Source organism: Variovorax sp. HJSM1_2, assembly GCF_049316285.1.
Classification (GTDB): Bacteria; Pseudomonadota; Gammaproteobacteria; order Burkholderiales; family Burkholderiaceae_C; genus Rhodoferax_B.
Window position 1 is genome coordinate 1 of the sequence record NZ_JBMOXA010000006.1, and the last position, 16,800, is coordinate 16,800.

The following is a 16,800-nucleotide window of genomic DNA, read 5'->3' on the forward strand; positions in this document are numbered from 1 at the left end:
CGCATGAGGCGCCACACCAGCAAATCCTTGTCGAACGGCGAATGCGCCGGCACCGCCTCTTCGCCCAGCACGGCGCGGTAGGCGCGCCAGAAGAACTCGGACGGCAAACGCAGCTCCAGGGCCGCCGCAATGCCGCAGCCGCCGTCGGCCACGTCACTGGCCAGCGCCACCTTGAACCACTGCGCCACGCCGTTGCCCTGTACCAGCACCACTTCGTTTTCCAGCACACCCAGCGGGTGGCTGGCGACCCAGCGCACCAGCAGGTCGCGCAGGGATTCGGGCCGATTGCCATGCACAACCATCAAACCCGTGGTCACCTCGGTCTCAAGCATCAAGTGCGCGTCCTTGTTATTTGTTCAGCTTCTGAGCGTAATGGATTTTGCCGCCAGGTTTGCCCCGCAAAGCTTGATTTGCACCGACCTCGACGCCTCCACCGCCACACGATTGTCACAAGACCGTCATACACATCGGTCACATTGCTGTGTTTACAGTTTCTTACAAGCGCCGCATTTCCACGCCTTATTCCATGGACGACCTTATCCGCAACCCGTTGCAAGCCGCCATGGCCGCTTTATCCCCGGCATTCCACCAGGCGACGGGACCATTGGCGCAAATCATGCGTGAGGGCGGGTTGTACTGTGTGTTCCAACCCTTGGCCGAGCTGCGCGAGGGCAGTATCTATGCACACGAAGCCCTGATTCGCGGGCCTGAGGGCACACCCCTGCACACACCCGACGCGCTGCTCGAGCAGGCCCGGCGCGAGCGCATCCTGCAGGACTTCGAACTGCTGTGTGTGGCCCAGGCGCTGCTGCAATGGGGACGCTGCGGCAACGCCGGCCGCCTGTTTGTGAACATCAGCGCCGATGCGCTGGTGCGCGCCGTCACGCTGTGTGGCGCCGGGCGCATGAACCGGCTGGTGCAGAGCATGGGCGTCTCTACCCGCATGCTGGTACTGGAGATCACCGAACACGACCGCGTAAGCGACATGCCGGCCCTGCGTGCCGCACTCAAAGAAGTACACGCCGCCGGTGCCCGTGTGGCACTCGACGACTTTGGCGACGGCCGCTCCAGCCTGCGCCTGTGGGCCGAAACCAAGCCCGACTTCGTGAAGATAGACAAATACTTCATTCAAAACATCAGCGGCCACCCCGAAAAGCTGCAGATGCTGCAGGCCATCAAAAGTATTGCCGACATGTTTGGCAGCACCCTGGTGGCCGAAGGTATTGAAACCGCCGAAGACCTGCGCGCCCTGCGCGACCTCGACATTCCCTACGGTCAGGGTTATCTACTGGGCCGCCCGGCGCCTGCGCCGCGCGACGCCATTGCCGGCGACGCCCGCGCCGTGATGCAAGACCGCCGCGTGGCCGTGTTGCCGCACCTGGGCCAACAGGCGCGCCCCGGCATCTTGCGCAACATGCTGCTGATACAGGCGCCCACCGTCACGCCGCAGACCCGTAACGACGATGTGGGCGAACTGTTCCAGGCGCATGCCGACCTGCACGCGCTGGCCGTGGTCGACGGCACGCGGCCCGTGGCGCTGATCAACCGCCAGCAGTTCATGAACCACTACGCCACGCTGTACTTCCGCGAAGTGCATGGCCGCAAACCCTGCATCACCATCGCCAACCGCGCGCCACGTGTGGTCGAACTGGACTGCGATGTGGAGCAACTGGTGGGCATACTCACCTCGCAGGACCAGCGCTACCTGAGCGACGGTTTCATCGTCACCGACAACGGCCGCTACACCGGCCTGGGCACCGGCGACCAACTGGTGCGCAGCGTGACCGAGGCGCGTATCGAAGCCGCACGCCACGCCAACCCGCTGACCTTTCTGCCGGGCAATATCCCCATCAGCCTGCACATGCAGCGCCTGCTCGACAGCGGCACCGAGTTCGTCGCCTGTTACGCCGACCTGAACCACTTCAAACCCTTCAACGACTACTACGGCTACTGGCGCGGCGACCAGATGATCCGCCTGCTGGCACGCCTGGCGGTGTCGCAATGTGATGCGCAGCGCGACTTTGTTGGCCACGTGGGCGGCGACGACTTCATGCTGCTGTTCCAAAGCAGCGACTGGCTGCGTCGCTGCGAAGCGCTGGTGCGCGAGTTTGGCCTGGAGGCACAGGCCTTGTTCGACCCTGAGGCGCGCCAGGCCGGTGGCATCTGGGCCGAAGACCGGCACGGCATTCAGCGCTTTTTTGCGTGCACCAGTTTGTCGATTGGTGTGGTGCACATAGGCCCCGGCGCCATTCAGCGGCCCGAAGAAGTGGCCAACCTCGCAGCCCTGGCGAAACACGACGCCAAACTGGCCGCCACCGGCATCGCCTGGCGCGAAGCCACGAGCTTGCCCGGCGGCCGGGTGTCGCTGCATTCCCCGCTGACCGCCGCCTTGGCCAGGTCCCGCGTATTGGTCAGCAGCGTTTAGCCCACAACACCCAAAAGCCTAGCCCTTAGCCTGCACTGCCGCCGACGCCACATCCAGTTGATGCGCCGCACGGTGCAAGTGGGCGATGAATTGCCGGATGGCCGGGGACATCGCCGCATCACTGCGCACCATCACCCCCACTTCCAGCGGCAGGCCGCGTTCGTGCACGTTGATGATGGACAAATGCGCCTGCATGATGGGCTGCAGAGCAATCTGGCGCGGCATCAGGGCCACACAATCACCCGCAGCCACCAATGACAACAGCGCCAGTGTGGAGTTGACCACCGCCCCGACCCGTGGCGACGGCAGAGCGTGTTGTTCGTACCACTGCCGGGCATAACCCGACTCGGCGTTGGCGCCGGTGTAAACCCATTTTGCTTGCTGCAGATCGGCCATGGTGCGGGCTTTCAACCATGGGCTGCCGTGGCGCGCAGTGGGCACCATCTCGGTGTGGGTCAGGCGTTCTATCGTGAACTCGCCGCGTGACAAATCGTCCGGCACGCCGCCCACCATCAGGTCCACCTCGCCTGCACGCAGCCGCTGCAGTTGCGCGATGTACAACTCTTCGCTGATGCGCAGGCGAATATTGGGAAACGCCTGGCCAAAGGTGCGCAGCGTCTCGGGAATCAACAACATCACCGCCAACGGCACCGCGCCCACATGCAACTGGCCGACCATCTGGCCCCCCAGTTGCTGAATGGTGTCCACCGCCGAGACCAGCTCGCGCGACACCTTCACCGCGTGTTCATACAACACCTTGCCCTGCTCCGTAGGAATGACGCCACGCGAGGTGCGCATCAGCAGGGGCACGGCCAATTCCAGCTCCAGTTCGCGGATCATCTTGGACAGCGCGGGCTGCGAGGCACCGACACGGCGCGAGGCCCCGCGCAGGCTGCCCTCTTCCACGGCGGCAACCAGGGCTTGAAGTGTGGCGAGTCTCATAAGAACCTGTTCAATGTCTTTTCCAAGGGACACATGCTGTCCGGGCTGCAGTATGCCCGCACCAAGGCGCCATTGATAACCCCAGGTTTTCACGCCCCGGTACGCCACATCTTTTCGGCAAGGGCCGGCATTTGCAGAATCCCGCCATTCTTGCGATGGGCACTAGCTTGTTATTGCCCTCACGCTCAACCTCATCCAACTCCAACCAAAAGCAAAAACACCATGGCACGCATCATCGGTGGCATCGCCGCCTCTCACACCCCCACCATAGGTTTTGCCCACGACGCGGGCAAACAGAACGACCCGGTCTGGAAGCCGATTTTTGAAGGCTTCAAACCGGTGCAAGACTGGATAGAAGCGCAACGCCCGGACGTGCTGGTCATGGTCTACAACGACCACGTGACCTCGTTTTTCTTCGACCACTACTCGGCCTTCACGCTGGGCGTGGGCGAACGTTATGAAGTCGCCGACGAAGGCGGCGGTGCACGCGAACTGCCGGGCGTGAACGGCCACTCGGCGCTGGCGCGGCACATCGGCCACTCGCTGGTGGCGGATGAGTTCGACATGTCGTTCTTCCAGGACAAACCGCTGGACCACGGCTGCTTCTCGCCCTTGTCGCTGCTGTGTGCGCACGACGAGACCAAGGGCTGGCCGGTATCCATCGTGCCCCTGCAAGTGGGTGTGCTGCAGGCGCCCGCGCCCTCGGCCAAGCGCTGCCTGGCCCTGGGCCGCGCCTTGCGCCGCGCGATTGAAAGTTACCCCGAAGACCTGCGTGTGCTGGTGGTGGCCACGGGTGGTCTGTCGCATCAGGTGCATGGCGAGCGTGCGGGCTTCAACAACACGCCGTGGGACCACCGCTTTCTGGAGCTGATACAGAACGACCCCGACCTGCTGGCTTCGCTCACGCTGGCCGAATACGCCGAACTCGGCGGCTACGAGGCGGCCGAAATCGTCATGTGGCTAGTGATGCGCGGCGCCCTTTCGGCCAATGTGCAGCGCGTGCACCAGTCGTACACCTTGCCGTCTATGACCGGCATCGCCACCGTGGTGTTTGAAAACAAGGCCGGCGAAGCCGTCGCGGGTGAACAGGCGCGCCACCGCGCACGCATGGCCGAACAAATGGCCGGCGCCGAAGGGCTCAAAGGCACCTACCCGTTCGACCTGGCGCGCAGCGTCAAGGCCTACCGCCTGAACAAGTTCCTGCACAGCCTGGTGAACCAGGCCGAGCGCCAAGCCTTCCTGGCCAACGAAGAAGCCGTGCTGGCCGCCGCCGACCTGAGCGACCAAGAGCGCCAACTGGTGCGCGACCGCGCCTGGCGCGCCATGATGCATTACGGCGTGATCTTCTTCATGCTGGAAAAGCTGGGCGCGGTGATAGGCACCTCCAACCTGCACATCTATGCCGCCATGCGCGGCGAACCGCTCGAAACCTTCATGCAAACCCGGCAGGCCCCCGGCGCCATGTATTCGGTGGGTGGCAAGGCGGCGGGCCAGCAAAGCTGGGCCCAGCCCCAGACCAGCAAATAAGCTTTTTAAAACCCCGGAGACAACTTATGACCTCGTTCCCCTTCAGCCCGCCCAGGCGTGCGGCGCTGGCGCTAGCCTTGCTCGGCCTCGCCGCAGGCGCCAGCCTGGCGCAGAGCTTCCCGAGCAAACCGGTGCGCATCATTACGCCGTTCCCCGTGGGCAGCGGCCCCGAAGGAGTGGCCCGCCTGCTGGCCGACAAACTCTCACGCGCCTGGGGCCAGCCTGTGCTGGTGGAAAACCGCCCCGGTGGCAACGGCTTTGTGGCGATTGACGCCTTTAAACGCGGCGCCAAGGACGGCCATGACTTGATCCAACTCGACAACGTGCACCTCACCGCTTACCCGCACCTGTTGAGCAAGCTGCCCTACGACGCGGTAAAAGACTTCGAGCCGCTGACACCGCTGTTCAAGGCCTACTTCTTTGCCACCACCTCCAAGACCAATGGCTACAAAAGCCTGAGCGCGTTGATTGCCGACGCCAAGACGCGGCCCGGCCAGTTGAACTATGGTTCGTGGTCCGTGGGCAACCCTGTGCACCTGGGCTCGGCACGTCTGGCTGCCGCTACCGGCACCGACATGGTTCACGTCATCTACAAAGAAACCACACAGCTCTACACCTCGGTGGCCAACAACGATTTGTCGTTTGCGCTGGGGTCTAGCGGCAGCACGGCCCCGCTGTACCGCGCGGGCAAGCTGGCCTATTTGGCTGTGGCCGCGCCCAAGCGCCTAGCGGCGTTCCCCGAAGTGCCCACGTTTGCCGAAGCCGGTGGTCCGGCCAATTTTGAAGTCAGCGGCTGGACGACTCTGGCCATTCCGCCCGGCCTGCCCCGCCCTGTCGCCGACAAGATTCGCCGCGACATTGAAAAAGCCCTGGCCGAACCGGATGTGCAAGACAAGTTCACCAGCTTTGGCTACGTGCCCTTCAACATCGCGCCGGATGTATTTGCGCGCTACATCCAGGACGAATCGGCCACCATGGCCACGGTGATACGCGCCACGCGCTCCTCGCTGGATTGATCACGACAAACTGCGCCAGCCAGACCACAACGTCACCAGCGCTGTGACCAGCAGCAGCAGGCCCACGGCACGCGCAAAGCTGATCTGGCTGGCCGAACTGCCGCGCAGCCAGACGCGCAAACCGGCGGCGGTTTGCGCCACCAGGCCGTAGACAAGGATCTGCACCACAGCGATCACGCCGCCCATGGCCACGGCCTGTGACGCGACACTGCCCGCATCGGCGCGAATGAACTGCGGAAACACTGCCAGCATAAAAACGTAGGCCTTGGGATTGAGCAGGCAGGTGGTCACGGCACGCACGAAAGACTGGCCCAAGGGACGATGAGGGCGGGACGCCGCACTCTGCAGTTCAGCAAACGCGTTTGTGCTGCGCAGCAAACCCCAACCCATATACGCCACATAAAGCCCACCGACGAGCAGCAGCAGATTGAACAGCAGCGGCGAATGCTGCAGCAACAGGCCTATGCCCAGCGCACTCATGGCCACGTGCACCACCCCGCCGACAACGATGCCCGCAATGGTGGCCCAGCCGGAACGTTTGCCATCGACCAGCGTGCTCGACATCACCAAAGCCATGTCCATGCCCGGCAGCGCGATGATGCCCAGCACCAACAGCGCAAACAACCACAGCGGGTTGGAGACCAGGGGGTTGAGAAATTCCATCAGGCGCTTTCATTTTTTGAATGCGGCGAGTGTGCAAGCCAATACCTGCCACCTTATGGCAGGTATTCGTCTTAACATCTGCAAATGCGTGCCAGTCGCCTACTCAGCATACAGATGCTGCTGCAAACCCGTGGCCGCATGTCTGCGCAGGCACTGGCCGATGCGCTGGAGATCTCGCTGCGCACACTCTACCGCGATGTAGATCAGCTCAGCGCCGCAGGGGTGCCCATTTACGCCGAGCGCGGGCGCCTGGGTGGGTTTCAGCTGATGCCCGGCTGGAACACCACACTCACAGGCTTCACCGCCACCGAGGCGCAGGCGGTGTTCATGAGTGGACTGGCCGGGCCGGCTGCCGAACTGGGTTTGGGCCCTGAGATGTCTGCGGCGCAACTCAAGCTGATGACGGCCCTGCCCGCGGCACAGCGCGGCGATGCACAGCGGCTGCAGTCGCGCTTTCACCTGGACCCCGTGGCCTGGTACCACGGGCAAGACCTGGTGCCACATCTGGCCAGCGTTTCGGCAGCGCTCTGGAACGACCAGCAACTGCAACTGCGCTACGAGAGCTGGACCTCGGTGCTGCAACGCACCGTCAACCCACTGGGGCTGGTGCTCAAAGCCGGACTTTGGTACTTGGTGGCCGCCGCAGAGGGCGACACCGGCACTGTCCGCACCTACCGGGTGGCCAAGATACTCGAGGCCAGCCGCCTAGAAAGCCGTGCCGAACGGCCCAAGGTATTTGATCTTGCGGCGTATTGGCTCGAGTCACTCGCGCGTTTCGAGAATGAGCTTTACCAGGGGCAGGCCACGGTGCTGGCAACACGCCAGGGCCTGGCCCAGTTGCGTCAACTCAACGCCACCGTGGCCAAAGCCATCGCAGAGGTGGCGGCACCGTTTGATGGGCAACGTACCAAGCTACAGATTCCGATTGAATCGCCTGCCCACGCGGCGGGGCAACTTTTGCAGCTGGCGCCCGAGGTAGAAGTAGTGGCGCCTAAGACCTTGTTGACGGCCATCAGCGCACGGCTGCGGCAACTGACAGCGCTATATGGCGAGGGCAGTATCAAACATTAAGGCACAGCCGGCTTACTGCGCACCCACATCAAAGTCATCGTCGAGCGCAAACTCGCCGCGCTTGAACGCATCCATCACCTGCAGGGCCTCGGCCACATACTTTTCGGGCACACGCAAGCAGGCGCCGCCTAAAGCGGGTGATAACAACTCGTCGGCTTGCACGAGGTTGGTGTCGCCCGTTTCGGCCGGAATCCGCGCCGCGCGCAGGCAGCCGCAGAGCATGTGCGCTTCGGTGGGCGTGAGGTAACGCGCCACGATCTGCATATCGCCTTGGTAGGCGCCGTTGGCATCCATGAGGCAAGACTAAAGTGACTCGGCCAATGCCGCCAGTTGGTCGGCGCAAATGCCCCAGCCTTCGTGAAAACCCATCTTCTCGTGGGCCACACGGTCGGCCACACTCCAGTGCAGCGCACGTGCGGTGTAACGCGTATGGCCGCCCTCGTCCTCAAACGTCAGGATGATGGTCAGAAACGGTTTCAGCGACGGCACCCAGGCGGAGGTGTAGGCATCGGTGGATACCAGTTTCTCGTTTGGCACCACCTCCAGGTACACACCGGGGTTGGGCAGGTCCACACCGTCCGGCCCGCGCATCACGATCAGGCTGGAGCCACCTGGGCGCACATCCAATTCGGCCACGGGTGTGGTGTAGGGCAAGGGCGCAAACCATTGTTTCAGCAGTGCAGGCTCGGTCCACGCACGGTACACCTTTTCACGCGGGGCGCGGATCAGGCGGGTCAGCACGAGTTCGCGGTCAGCGGTGGGGCTTGCGGGGGCGGGTTTGAGGGCTTCAGACTCTTTGAGCTTCATCAAGAAATCTCCCGGGTAGCTAGGTCTAGGGATGGCGATCAGCAAAGGTGGCGCCTGTTGACCATTTTGCATGGCTATCAGCCGCCTGGGCAGATTGACCCTTTGATGTCACCAAGCGTTGCGCAAAGGTCGCATCAAGGTAATCGATGGCGTGTAAAAAACTCCCACATCACATCGTTCGCAGACAGGGCCTGCGACGCCGCTTCCTGGCCCTTGCGCACCGTGGTCGCGCCTGGCCAAGAATGTCCACCGGTCTCGGTCACACACAACTGCACTTCAGCCTGGCCCGCGCAAGCCTGGTGCGCTTCGCAGTAAGCGCCAGCGACGCTCAGGGTGCGAACGGTCTTGGCGTCACAGCGATCGCGCTCCACCCAGCGCGAAATCGTCAGCGGTACCGAGGTGAAGTCGGTGACCTTGCTTTTGTCGCCGATGGACGCCGGCCCCGCCCCGCCTGCGAACAGCAGGTGGTCGTCATCTTTGGCATGGATGTGCAACACCGCCATGGGGCGGCTTGGTGCGCAGGTCCTGGTGTTGTCCGTGCCCGCGACAGAGGCCACAGCGGCAAACACATCGGCCGCCTCGCAGCCCAGGCGGTGCGCGAACATGCCGCCATTCGACATCCCCACGGCATAGACACGACGGCCATCAATGCGATGCGTGGCCTGCAGGCGCTGCACCAGTGCCCGCACAAAACCCACATCATCGACCGCGCGGTCGCGCGCCTCACCGCAGCAGTTGCCGGCGTTCCAGGCGGCGAAACGGCCGCCCGGAAAACGGCTGAAGCCACCGGGAAACACCACAACAAAGCCCGCCGCATCGGCCTTGCTGATCAGCCCGTAACGCGCGTCCTGCGCCATGAATGCCGCGTCGCCGCCTCCGCCGTGAAAGGCCAGCACCAAGGGCAGCGGGTGAGTCGCATCCAGCTTGGGTGGCACGTGGACCAGATAGCTGCGGCGCAAACCATCGTGCATCAGGCTTTCTTCGCTGAGGATTCCCGTTGCCGCATTCGATTCTGCGGCCGCCCGCCGCTCCAGCATGTGTTCCTGGATGCGCTCACGCATGGTCTGCGCTTGCGCCATGGGCGACATCAGCCCTATCAGCATCACAAAGCCCCCAAAAGCCCGCAGTGTCGGCAGAAGTCGTCGAAAGAAAAAAGAGCTCATACGGGAGTAGCGCGCATGCAGGTGTATGGATTTTGAAGAACTTTGAAGAAACTTAAGTGCACCCTCTTTTTGTGCATGAAGCCATTTTCCCTGCCGCTGCGCGGGCCGCCGTTTCGGCGCGAGAATGAACGGTTTTCAACACCACCAACAAACCCACCATGCGACTCCTACACACCATGCTGCGCGTCGGCAACCTGCAACGCTCCATCGATTTCTACACCAAGGTGCTGGGCATGACGCTGCAGCGCACATCCGAGAACCCCGAGTACAAATACTCGCTGGCCTTTGTCGGCTACGGCACCAACCCCGACCATGCCGAAATCGAGTTGACCTACAACTGGGGGGTGGAGAGCTACGAGCTGGGCACAGCTTACGGCCACATCGCCCTGGGTGTGCCAGACGCTTACGCCGCCTGCGAAAAAATCAAGGCCAGCGGCGGCAACGTGACACGTGAAGCCGGCCCGGTGAAAGGCGGCACCACGGTGATCGCTTTTGTGACCGACCCCGATGGCTACAAGATTGAGTTGATCCAACGCGCTGAAGGTGCGGCGGGTGGCGGACTGCGTTAATACCTTTGTGACCGACTCGCACCTCACAGACGTCCCGCCCGCAGCGCGAGTTCTCGCGATCAGCCATCCATTCAAGTCCATGAATAAACCGGGGTGAGCAACTCGATGGCGCCGATCGCGCACCAACATGTGGGCTTGCGGAGCCGCCGGCTCTAGCAAATTCAACAAGCTGGCTCCTTGAGGGCATTCGCTTGCATGCCAAACGCCAGCTAGGGATCGCTCGACTGAATCCGTGCGCCAACCGTCACAACGCATGAGCCGAAGGGCTCCTCGAGAGGTTGAAATTGGTCCGTGGCGCTCATCGAAAGCAGCGAACGCACAGGTGTCGAGCCTGGTTGCTCCGCAATGAGTGTCAGCATGCCCTTAGTTATCAGTCGTAACCAAAGATCTGAGCGTCACCAAGCCCTATTGGTGGCGTGTCAAAGATTCCCCCTTGGCACTCACTCGCGGTCCAAGTTTCCGACAATCTCTTGTTACCATATGAAACTGATTGTCAAGGTCGCGCGCTGCAGTAACACACCGAGGGCTCTAAGTCAGACAAAGACCTCGCCTGGGCCCACTTCAACGAGCGCGGCAGCGATCGTATTCAATACGATGGCGCAAGCAATGACTAATATCACTGTTAATTTTTTAACGTGGTGCCCATCAGGTTTTCATAAATAAACCCGTACACACCATTTAAATACATTTCATGAAGCAGTGCAAATTTTTCCAAATTAATTAAATACTGATTTTGCATTCAACGCTTTTAAAAGCCGAATTCGGCAATGATTAACCAAATAAGGCGCTCGATTGAACTTAAAAGAAGAAAATATCAGCCCACTTAATATCGGGCTCGTCATCCCAGTTTTCAATGAAGTTGAAAGCATTGATATTTTCTTAGAGAAAATATCCTCGATATTTGCAAATCAACCTCACATCACTGTTGAGTTGATTTTCATAAATGATGGAAGCACAGACTCAACTCTTGAAAAGTTGATTTCGCGACAAATTCACAATAAAAATATAAAAATCATTGATCTCAGTCGAAATTTTGGGAAAGAGGCCGCACTATCAGCTGGACTACAATTTTCGAAAAATGATGTCGCTATTCCTATTGATGTAGACCTCCAAGACCCTCCCGAACTTATCTTGGAAATGATCGCCAAATGGCGAGAAGGTTATGAGGTCGTTTTAGGTCGGCGAATCAATCGTGATGTAGATTCATGGGCAAAAAGAAGGTCCGCCAGCTTTTTCTATAGAATTCACAACAAGATATCCAATCTCCAGATTCCAGAAAATGTAGGAGATTTTCGACTTATGGATCGCAAGGTTGTCGAGGCACTTAAAGAATTGCCAGAGAGCCACCGCTTTATGAAAGGCCTGTTTGCCTGGGTCGGATTCCGAACCGCTTATGTTGATTATGTCAGACCTGAGCGTGCTGCAGGTACAACCAAATTCAATGGCTGGAAGTTATGGAACTTTGCGCTTGAAGGCATTACCAGCTTTAGTACCGACCCTTTGCGCATCTGGACATATGTCGGCTTCTTCATATCGTCTCTATCGTTTATTTGGGCTATTTTTATTGCAATCAGAGTAATAATTGACGGCGTAGACATGCCTGGATATGCGTCATTGATGGTTGCAGTAACATTTCTTGGCGGCCTCCAGCTTATCGGGATTGGGGTAATTGGAGAGTATCTCGGCCGGACATACATCGAATCAAAACGACGTCCAGTTTACCTTATTCGCCACACATACGACAAAAAGGCAGATCAATGGATTTAAAAGAAACCGATATTCTCGGAGAAAAAATTGGTGAACATTGGTATTACCAATCAAAAGCAAAAGCAGTTAAAAATCTATTAAGCAATATCAACACTTCTACAATATTGGATGTCGGCGCTGGTTCCGGTTTTTTTTCCAAACACCTACTAGCTCATTCGGCTGCAAAAGAGGCCTGGTGTGTAGACATCAGCTATGCGCACGACTCCGACTCATCAGAAGCAGGAAAACCTGTCCACTTTCGACGTTCTATCGACTCATCAAATGCCGATCTAGTACTTCTCATGGACGTTTTAGAGCACGTAGATGACGATGTCGGGTTGCTTACCGATTACGTTTCGAAAGTTGCGAAAGGAACATACTTCCTAATATCTGTACCGGCTTTCAAATTTCTCTGGAGCGAGCACGACGTATTTCTAGAGCATAAACGTCGCTACCGACTCAGCCAAATTGAGAATGTAGCCCAGAGCTCTGGCTTAACCGTGAAGCATGGCGCCTACTATTTTGGAGCAGTTTTTCCGATTGCGGCAACTGTTCGTTTAGTTGGCAACCTGTTTCATAAAGAGTCCACACAACCTCGCTCGCAATTAAAAATGCATCAACCGATGGTGAATGCTACGCTCGCAGCCCTATCGAATGCCGAGCTACCGTTAATGAAGAAAAACCGTCTCGCTGGGCTAACTGCATTTTGTCTGGCCGTTAGTTAAAAAGATGCAAAAAAGAAGTGGCGGCACGACTTTGCACACCTCAGCATTTAAAGAATAATTTACCGCTTTTGAAATTTAAAAAAACAATTACTCTAGAAATTTCATTAGCTCAAGATCAAAAAATTTAAAAATAAAGCAAGAACAGCAATGAAGTTCAAAAATAACTTTGAAAAAATTTATGAAAATATAGTCGCACCACCTCCATTATTTATCTATACAACATTAATAATCATCACCATTGCTTATTTCTCACCCTATCTAGACGTGAGAAATTATTTTATCGGCGACGATTTTGTTTGGCTTTATCAAGCAAAATTTGGAAGATTTGTTCCCACATTAGGTGCGGATGATTACTCCTATCAAAATAAGTATGGATCACTTGCATTCATTTATCAACTAATCCCAGTTTCGATCTACAACGATCGTCCCGGAGGATTGTTATTCATAAAAATAATACATGAAATATTTGGATTAAGCTCAGCCACGCCATACTATGTTGCAATTTTAATTCTCCACATTATAAATGTAGCTCTATTCTACAAGTATGCGAGAATTTTCCTCTCAGTCTGGCCCTCGTGGATTGCAGCTGCACTTTCTGCAACGTGGTTTTATGCCATTGATGCAGCCACAAGAGTTAACGCGATTTTCGATGTTTTAGCATTTACCGCATCAATCGCTTCAATCTTGATATTTAGAGAATCAGTCGAAAAAAATAGCAAAATAAAATACATCATAGGGCTACTCCTCTTCGTATTCGCCATTCGCACGAAAGAGTATGCGATAGGTATCTTACCCATATTATTTCTTCAAGAGTCTATCTTTTTCAATGGCAAAATTAAAGAAAGCCTAAAAAGAATATCCGGATACATATTTGTTTTTCTTCTAATTTTCACAAGGTACCTGTCACTTTACTTCGATCAATCAACTGAAAGATTGATTAGTAAAACCAGTGATTATCACTTCTCCTATAGTCTCCAAGGCACGCTTGAAAACTTTTATTGGTACTGGTCGGAGGTTTTTTACAAACCATTCGTCTCGCCAATTTTCCTCGGTCTGATTTTCCTCATTTTTATTGCAATTTTCATTACAGGCGATGGCAAATTAAAACGCATCTACCTGTTTTCAATTTGCGCTTTTACCCTTATATTGGGTCCGGTACTTCTATTTACAGGACAACGAAGTGCACTGTATCTCTATGCGCCTCATTTCTTTGTGGCGCTGCTCTTGGCTGCAACCTTGGAAGGCAAGGCTTTAAACAAGATACTGGGCATCTTGTTGATCTCATTTGTATCAATTATTCCATTTTCATCAAACTGGAAACATGACTCAACAAATTGGATGCTAGATAGACGAAATGAGGTACGCCTTCAACTTGAATCTGGAACTCCAATAATTTCCGAAAAGTTAACTACCAACAAAGGGGATTTGACTGTATTTATTGGCGGAGTTAAGCCATACATTAATGCATACGTCAACAGCTGGGCCACCATGATTGACTTGGGAAGACCCGTGAAGAATCTTCTTGCCGAACATATGATTTATGTTCTAGGTCAACACTCGACAGAGAAAATGGACGACTTTATAAAACAGTATTGCAACCAGCCAGGAGGGAAATTATTTCTCGAATATGATGGCAATGTGGCACATGATCGAACAGTAGAATTCGAGAAAAATTGCCAATAGGCACGTGCCCCTGTATGCCTACCGCTTTGCTATTCAACGCGGTGAGCGCTGGGGCGGGGTGTGCGTCGTTAGGCTGGTGCTGCTCCTCATTCTGTCGCCCTGGCTTTCATCTATGAAGCACATTGCCACTTTTGACAAACCAGCAGCGCACATCGTGCATGGCATTCTGGTCACGATCGGCTTTGTACTGCCTTAGTTGCTCCTGACTAGGCTCATCCACTGTGCCGAGCGCCTAGCCGTTCGGCAGACTTGAAGCTGCCGCATCAGCCTTCACCGGCAACCAGCGCAGCAACGTGGCGTAAAGCAGATTGGGGTTCCATGTGGTCGTTCATGCCGGCGTCCAGGCAGGCCTGGCGGTCGTCCAGAAAAGCGTTGGCCGTCATGGCGATGATGGGCAGCTTTTCCCCCACGCTGCGCCTGATCACGCGCGTGGCCACCATGCCGTCCATCACCGGCATCTGCACATCCATTAGTATCAGGTCGTAGGCTTGCGCCTGCACCATCTCAATGGCCTGCCCGCCGTCCTCGGCGGCCTCCACCATCAAGCCGGCCATCTGCAGCAGATCGAATGCCCGCTCGCGGTTCACCGGGTTATCTTCGGCCAGCAAAATGCGTTGACCGGCGTGGCGCTCCTGCAGCAGGACTTCCGCCTTGGAGGCTTGCGACACAGGCGCAAAATCGGGGTACGACGGCTCCTTGTGCAGCAGCACCATGAGCCGGTCGAGCAAGGCTGACGCCTCGATTGATTTGAGTATCACCGCGTCAAACTTGGCGTCGCGCGCTCGCCGCACCAGCGCCTCCTGGTCAAACGCGGTCACCAGAATGCTCGGCCGTATGCCTTCGCCCACATGCTTGCGCAGGCGCGTAAGGGTTTCAATGCCATCCATGGGCTCTATGCGCCAGTCGATCAACAACACATCGTAGGTGCGCCCGGCAGCCATTCAGACACCACACGCTTCACCGCATCGGCGCCGTAGCTGAAGGCGTCGACCTCCAGGCCCATTTGCCGCAGCCGGTCGCCAATCACCTGCTGCGCCTCGGGCAGATCGTCGACCAGCGAGGCGCGCATGCCGACCAGGCTCACCGACTTCGGCGCCCGTTCTGGGGCTTGCGCCGCACGCGTGAACCACGCGGTGAACCAGAACATGCTGCCCTGCCCCGGCACGCTGTGCACCCCGGCATCACCACCCATGATGCGCGCCAACTGACGCGACAAAGCCAGGCCCAGCCCCGTACCACCGTGCCGCCGGGACGAGGAGTTGTCGCCCTGCTCAAAAGCGCTGAACAACAGCGCCGGCCGATCCGGGTGAATGCCCGGTCCGGCGTCTTGCACCTCAAAGCGAAGTTGCACACGCGAGCCTTCTTCGCGGAGCACCTTACCGCGCAGCCGCCCCCAACCTTGGTCGGTGAACTTGACGGCATTCGCCAGCAGGTTGATGAGGATCTGCGACAGCCGGGTTGGGTCGCCACGCAACCGGTGCGGCAAATGATCCTGGTCAAGAATCATCTCCAGCCCTTTTTCTCGGCCCTGCGCGGCTACCAGTTCCGTGGCACTGGTCAGCAACTCGTCCAGCGAAAAGTCTTTCTCGTCCAGCGTCAGCTTGCCGGCCTCGATCTTCGAGATGTCGAGAATGTCGTTAATGATCTGCAGCAGGTGCTGGGCAGCATTGTTGACCTTGCTGAGCCGGTCGCGCTGCATGGCGTCTCGCGCGTCATGAGGTGCGTGAGCCCGATGATGGCGTTTATCGGCGTGCGAATCTCATGACTCATATTCGCCCAAAACGCCGACATGGCACGGCTGGCCGCGTCCGACTCCAGCCGCGCCTTCTCCAGCGCGGCATTGCTTTCGCGCAACTCCAGCGTGCGCTCGTACACGCGCTTCTCCAGCGTTGCGGCCATGCCGCGCAGTTCGTCTTCGGCAGCCTTGCGCTCGATGATGTCGACCGAGACGCCCAGCAGCACAGTGGACTTGCCGTCCAGCGCCAAAATCGGCCGCTTGACCGTCGACACCCAACGCGTTTCGCCCTTGGCGTTGCGCACGCGCTGCTCGGGAATCACCAGCTCTTTGCCACTTTCAATGACTTGCCGATCGGTCGCATGGAACTGGCGCACCAGCTTTTCATCGGGGGTGAACTCCGACTCCGTGCGCCCCACGATTTGCTCGACATCCAGGCCAGACGCCTCGGCCATGGCCGCATTGGCCAGCACGAAGCGACCGTCAAAATCCTTTGCAAAGATACGATTGCGGTTGAAGTCCATCACCCGGCGCAAGAAGGCCTGTTGCACTCGAGATCGGCGGTACGCGCCCGCACCGGCTCTTCCAGTTCAGTATTCAAACGCTGTAAATGATCTTCGGCTTCAGCCCGGGCCACCATCTCTTGGTGAATGCCACGAAACAGCATGAAAAACACCACAGACAGCACCGCCAAAGTGGCCAGCAGGACGGCCAGCATCCAGTGTCGC

Annotated in this window: 18 protein-coding genes; 8 read left to right on the top strand and 10 right to left on the bottom strand. The window is 57.7% G+C overall.

The features are described 5' to 3' along the window. The coding region (locus tag ACFQ95_RS08160) for an exodeoxyribonuclease V subunit gamma (protein WP_422830351.1) at positions 1–332 on the bottom strand (332 nt) is incomplete at its 3' end. A gap of 194 nt (positions 333–526) precedes the next feature. Between ACFQ95_RS08160 and ACFQ95_RS08165 the strand changes: the two genes are divergently transcribed. Then, positions 527–2,425, top strand: coding sequence for an EAL domain-containing protein (locus tag ACFQ95_RS08165; RefSeq protein ID WP_422830352.1), 1,899 nt, complete (start codon positions 527–529; stop codon positions 2,423–2,425). Positions 2,426–2,443: 18 nt separating this feature from the next. Here ACFQ95_RS08165 and ACFQ95_RS08170 read toward each other — a convergent pair whose 3' ends face one another. Continuing rightward, positions 2,444–3,367, bottom strand: a complete 924-nt coding sequence (locus ACFQ95_RS08170) for a LysR family transcriptional regulator (RefSeq protein WP_422830353.1) — start codon at positions 3,365–3,367, stop codon at positions 2,444–2,446. A 222-nt stretch (positions 3,368–3,589) separates the two neighbouring features. Between ACFQ95_RS08170 and ACFQ95_RS08175 the strand changes: the two genes are divergently transcribed. Both ACFQ95_RS08175 and ACFQ95_RS08180 read left to right on the top strand, forming a co-directional pair. Next, positions 3,590–4,894, top strand: coding sequence for a gallate dioxygenase (locus ACFQ95_RS08175; protein ID WP_422830354.1), 1,305 nt, complete (start codon positions 3,590–3,592; stop codon positions 4,892–4,894). Positions 4,895–4,920: 26 nt separating this feature from the next. Further along, a complete protein-coding gene (locus tag ACFQ95_RS08180; RefSeq protein ID WP_422830355.1) occupies positions 4,921–5,910 on the top strand; it encodes a Bug family tripartite tricarboxylate transporter substrate binding protein in 990 nt (329 codons plus the stop codon). Here the strand turns inward: ACFQ95_RS08180 and ACFQ95_RS08185 are convergent, their stop codons facing one another. Next, on the bottom strand, positions 5,911–6,573 hold the full coding sequence (locus ACFQ95_RS08185) for a LysE family translocator (protein WP_422830356.1): 663 nt from the start codon (positions 6,571–6,573) through the stop codon (positions 5,911–5,913). Between the two features lie 84 nt (positions 6,574–6,657). On the opposite strand from ACFQ95_RS08185, the gene ACFQ95_RS08190 reads away from it, so the two are divergent. Continuing rightward, the gene (locus ACFQ95_RS08190) at positions 6,658–7,644 is read left to right on the top strand and encodes a helix-turn-helix transcriptional regulator (protein ID WP_422830357.1); all 987 of its coding nucleotides are present in this window, start codon (positions 6,658–6,660) and stop codon (positions 7,642–7,644) included. A gap of 12 nt (positions 7,645–7,656) precedes the next feature. On the opposite strand, the gene ACFQ95_RS08195 is transcribed toward ACFQ95_RS08190, so the two are convergent. From ACFQ95_RS08195 to ACFQ95_RS08205, 3 genes are all read right to left on the bottom strand, one after another. Continuing rightward, positions 7,657–7,938, bottom strand: coding sequence for a hypothetical protein (locus tag ACFQ95_RS08195; protein WP_422830358.1), 282 nt, complete (start codon positions 7,936–7,938; stop codon positions 7,657–7,659). Between the two features lie 9 nt (positions 7,939–7,947). Further along, the gene (locus ACFQ95_RS08200; RefSeq protein WP_422830359.1) at positions 7,948–8,523 is read right to left on the bottom strand and encodes an SRPBCC family protein; all 576 of its coding nucleotides are present in this window, start codon (positions 8,521–8,523) and stop codon (positions 7,948–7,950) included. A 62-nt stretch (positions 8,524–8,585) separates the two neighbouring features. Continuing rightward, on the bottom strand, positions 8,586–9,614 hold the full coding sequence (locus ACFQ95_RS08205) for an alpha/beta hydrolase family esterase (protein ID WP_422830360.1): 1,029 nt from the start codon (positions 9,612–9,614) through the stop codon (positions 8,586–8,588). A gap of 158 nt (positions 9,615–9,772) precedes the next feature. Between ACFQ95_RS08205 and gloA the strand changes: the two genes are divergently transcribed. From gloA to ACFQ95_RS08225, 4 genes are all read left to right on the top strand, one after another. Continuing rightward, a complete protein-coding gene (gene gloA / locus ACFQ95_RS08210; protein WP_422830361.1) occupies positions 9,773–10,183 on the top strand; it encodes a lactoylglutathione lyase in 411 nt (136 codons plus the stop codon). 792 nt (positions 10,184–10,975) lie between these two features. Next, positions 10,976–11,950 (top strand): glycosyltransferase family 2 protein, encoded by a 975-nt coding sequence (locus ACFQ95_RS08215; protein WP_422830362.1) that lies wholly within the window; start codon positions 10,976–10,978, stop codon positions 11,948–11,950. Then, positions 11,941–12,654: a class I SAM-dependent methyltransferase gene (locus ACFQ95_RS08220; protein WP_422830363.1), complete on the top strand. Its 714-nt coding sequence runs from the start codon at positions 11,941–11,943 to the stop codon at positions 12,652–12,654. The genes ACFQ95_RS08215 and ACFQ95_RS08220 overlap by 10 nt, the downstream gene beginning before the upstream one ends. A gap of 147 nt (positions 12,655–12,801) precedes the next feature. Next, on the top strand, positions 12,802–14,337 hold the full coding sequence (locus ACFQ95_RS08225; RefSeq protein WP_422830364.1) for a hypothetical protein: 1,536 nt from the start codon (positions 12,802–12,804) through the stop codon (positions 14,335–14,337). A 263-nt stretch (positions 14,338–14,600) separates the two neighbouring features. Here ACFQ95_RS08225 and ACFQ95_RS08230 read toward each other — a convergent pair whose 3' ends face one another. From ACFQ95_RS08230 to ACFQ95_RS08245, 4 genes are read right to left on the bottom strand one after another with little or no spacing between them, the layout of a single operon-like run. Continuing rightward, positions 14,601–15,278, bottom strand: coding sequence for a response regulator (locus ACFQ95_RS08230; RefSeq protein WP_422830365.1), 678 nt, complete (start codon positions 15,276–15,278; stop codon positions 14,601–14,603). Next, positions 15,245–16,036, bottom strand: coding sequence for an ATP-binding protein (locus ACFQ95_RS08235; protein ID WP_422830366.1), 792 nt, complete (start codon positions 16,034–16,036; stop codon positions 15,245–15,247). Before ACFQ95_RS08235 ends, ACFQ95_RS08230 begins: the two co-directional genes overlap by 34 nt. Beyond that, positions 15,934–16,596, bottom strand: a complete 663-nt coding sequence (locus ACFQ95_RS08240; RefSeq protein ID WP_422830367.1) for a PAS domain-containing protein — start codon at positions 16,594–16,596, stop codon at positions 15,934–15,936. Before ACFQ95_RS08240 ends, ACFQ95_RS08235 begins: the two co-directional genes overlap by 103 nt. Beyond that, positions 16,596–16,790, bottom strand: a complete 195-nt coding sequence (locus ACFQ95_RS08245) for a hypothetical protein (RefSeq protein WP_422830368.1) — start codon at positions 16,788–16,790, stop codon at positions 16,596–16,598. The genes ACFQ95_RS08240 and ACFQ95_RS08245 overlap by 1 nt, the downstream gene beginning before the upstream one ends. Positions 16,791–16,800 lie beyond the last annotated feature (10 nt).

Bases quoted from the DNA above. Each gene is read 5' to 3' on its own strand.
- ACFQ95_RS08190 (WP_422830357.1), top strand. From the start codon at position 6,658: ATGCGTGCCAGTCGCCTACTCAGCATACAGATGCTGCTGCAAACCCGT.
- ACFQ95_RS08180 (WP_422830355.1), top strand. From the start codon at position 4,921: ATGACCTCGTTCCCCTTCAGCCCGCCCAGGCGTGCGGCGCTGGCGCTA.
- ACFQ95_RS08230 (WP_422830365.1), bottom strand. From the start codon at position 15,278: ATGGCTGCCGGGCGCACCTACGATGTGTTGTTGATCGACTGGCGCATA.
- ACFQ95_RS08185 (WP_422830356.1), bottom strand. From the start codon at position 6,573: ATGGAATTTCTCAACCCCCTGGTCTCCAACCCGCTGTGGTTGTTTGCG.
- ACFQ95_RS08235 (WP_422830366.1), bottom strand. From the start codon at position 16,036: ATGCAGCGCGACCGGCTCAGCAAGGTCAACAATGCTGCCCAGCACCTG.
- ACFQ95_RS08170 (WP_422830353.1), bottom strand. From the start codon at position 3,367: ATGAGACTCGCCACACTTCAAGCCCTGGTTGCCGCCGTGGAAGAGGGC.
- ACFQ95_RS08200 (WP_422830359.1), bottom strand. From the start codon at position 8,523: ATGCAAAATGGTCAACAGGCGCCACCTTTGCTGATCGCCATCCCTAGA.
- ACFQ95_RS08205 (WP_422830360.1), bottom strand. From the start codon at position 9,614: ATGAGCTCTTTTTTCTTTCGACGACTTCTGCCGACACTGCGGGCTTTT.
- ACFQ95_RS08175 (WP_422830354.1), top strand. From the start codon at position 3,590: ATGGCACGCATCATCGGTGGCATCGCCGCCTCTCACACCCCCACCATA.
- ACFQ95_RS08165 (WP_422830352.1), top strand. From the start codon at position 527: ATGGACGACCTTATCCGCAACCCGTTGCAAGCCGCCATGGCCGCTTTA.
- gloA (WP_422830361.1), top strand. From the start codon at position 9,773: ATGCGACTCCTACACACCATGCTGCGCGTCGGCAACCTGCAACGCTCC.
- ACFQ95_RS08240 (WP_422830367.1), bottom strand. From the start codon at position 16,596: ATGGACTTCAACCGCAATCGTATCTTTGCAAAGGATTTTGACGGTCGC.
- ACFQ95_RS08225 (WP_422830364.1), top strand. From the start codon at position 12,802: ATGAAGTTCAAAAATAACTTTGAAAAAATTTATGAAAATATAGTCGCA.
- ACFQ95_RS08245 (WP_422830368.1), bottom strand. From the start codon at position 16,790: ATGCTGGCCGTCCTGCTGGCCACTTTGGCGGTGCTGTCTGTGGTGTTT.
- ACFQ95_RS08195 (WP_422830358.1), bottom strand. From the start codon at position 7,938: ATGGATGCCAACGGCGCCTACCAAGGCGATATGCAGATCGTGGCGCGT.
- ACFQ95_RS08220 (WP_422830363.1), top strand. From the start codon at position 11,941: ATGGATTTAAAAGAAACCGATATTCTCGGAGAAAAAATTGGTGAACAT.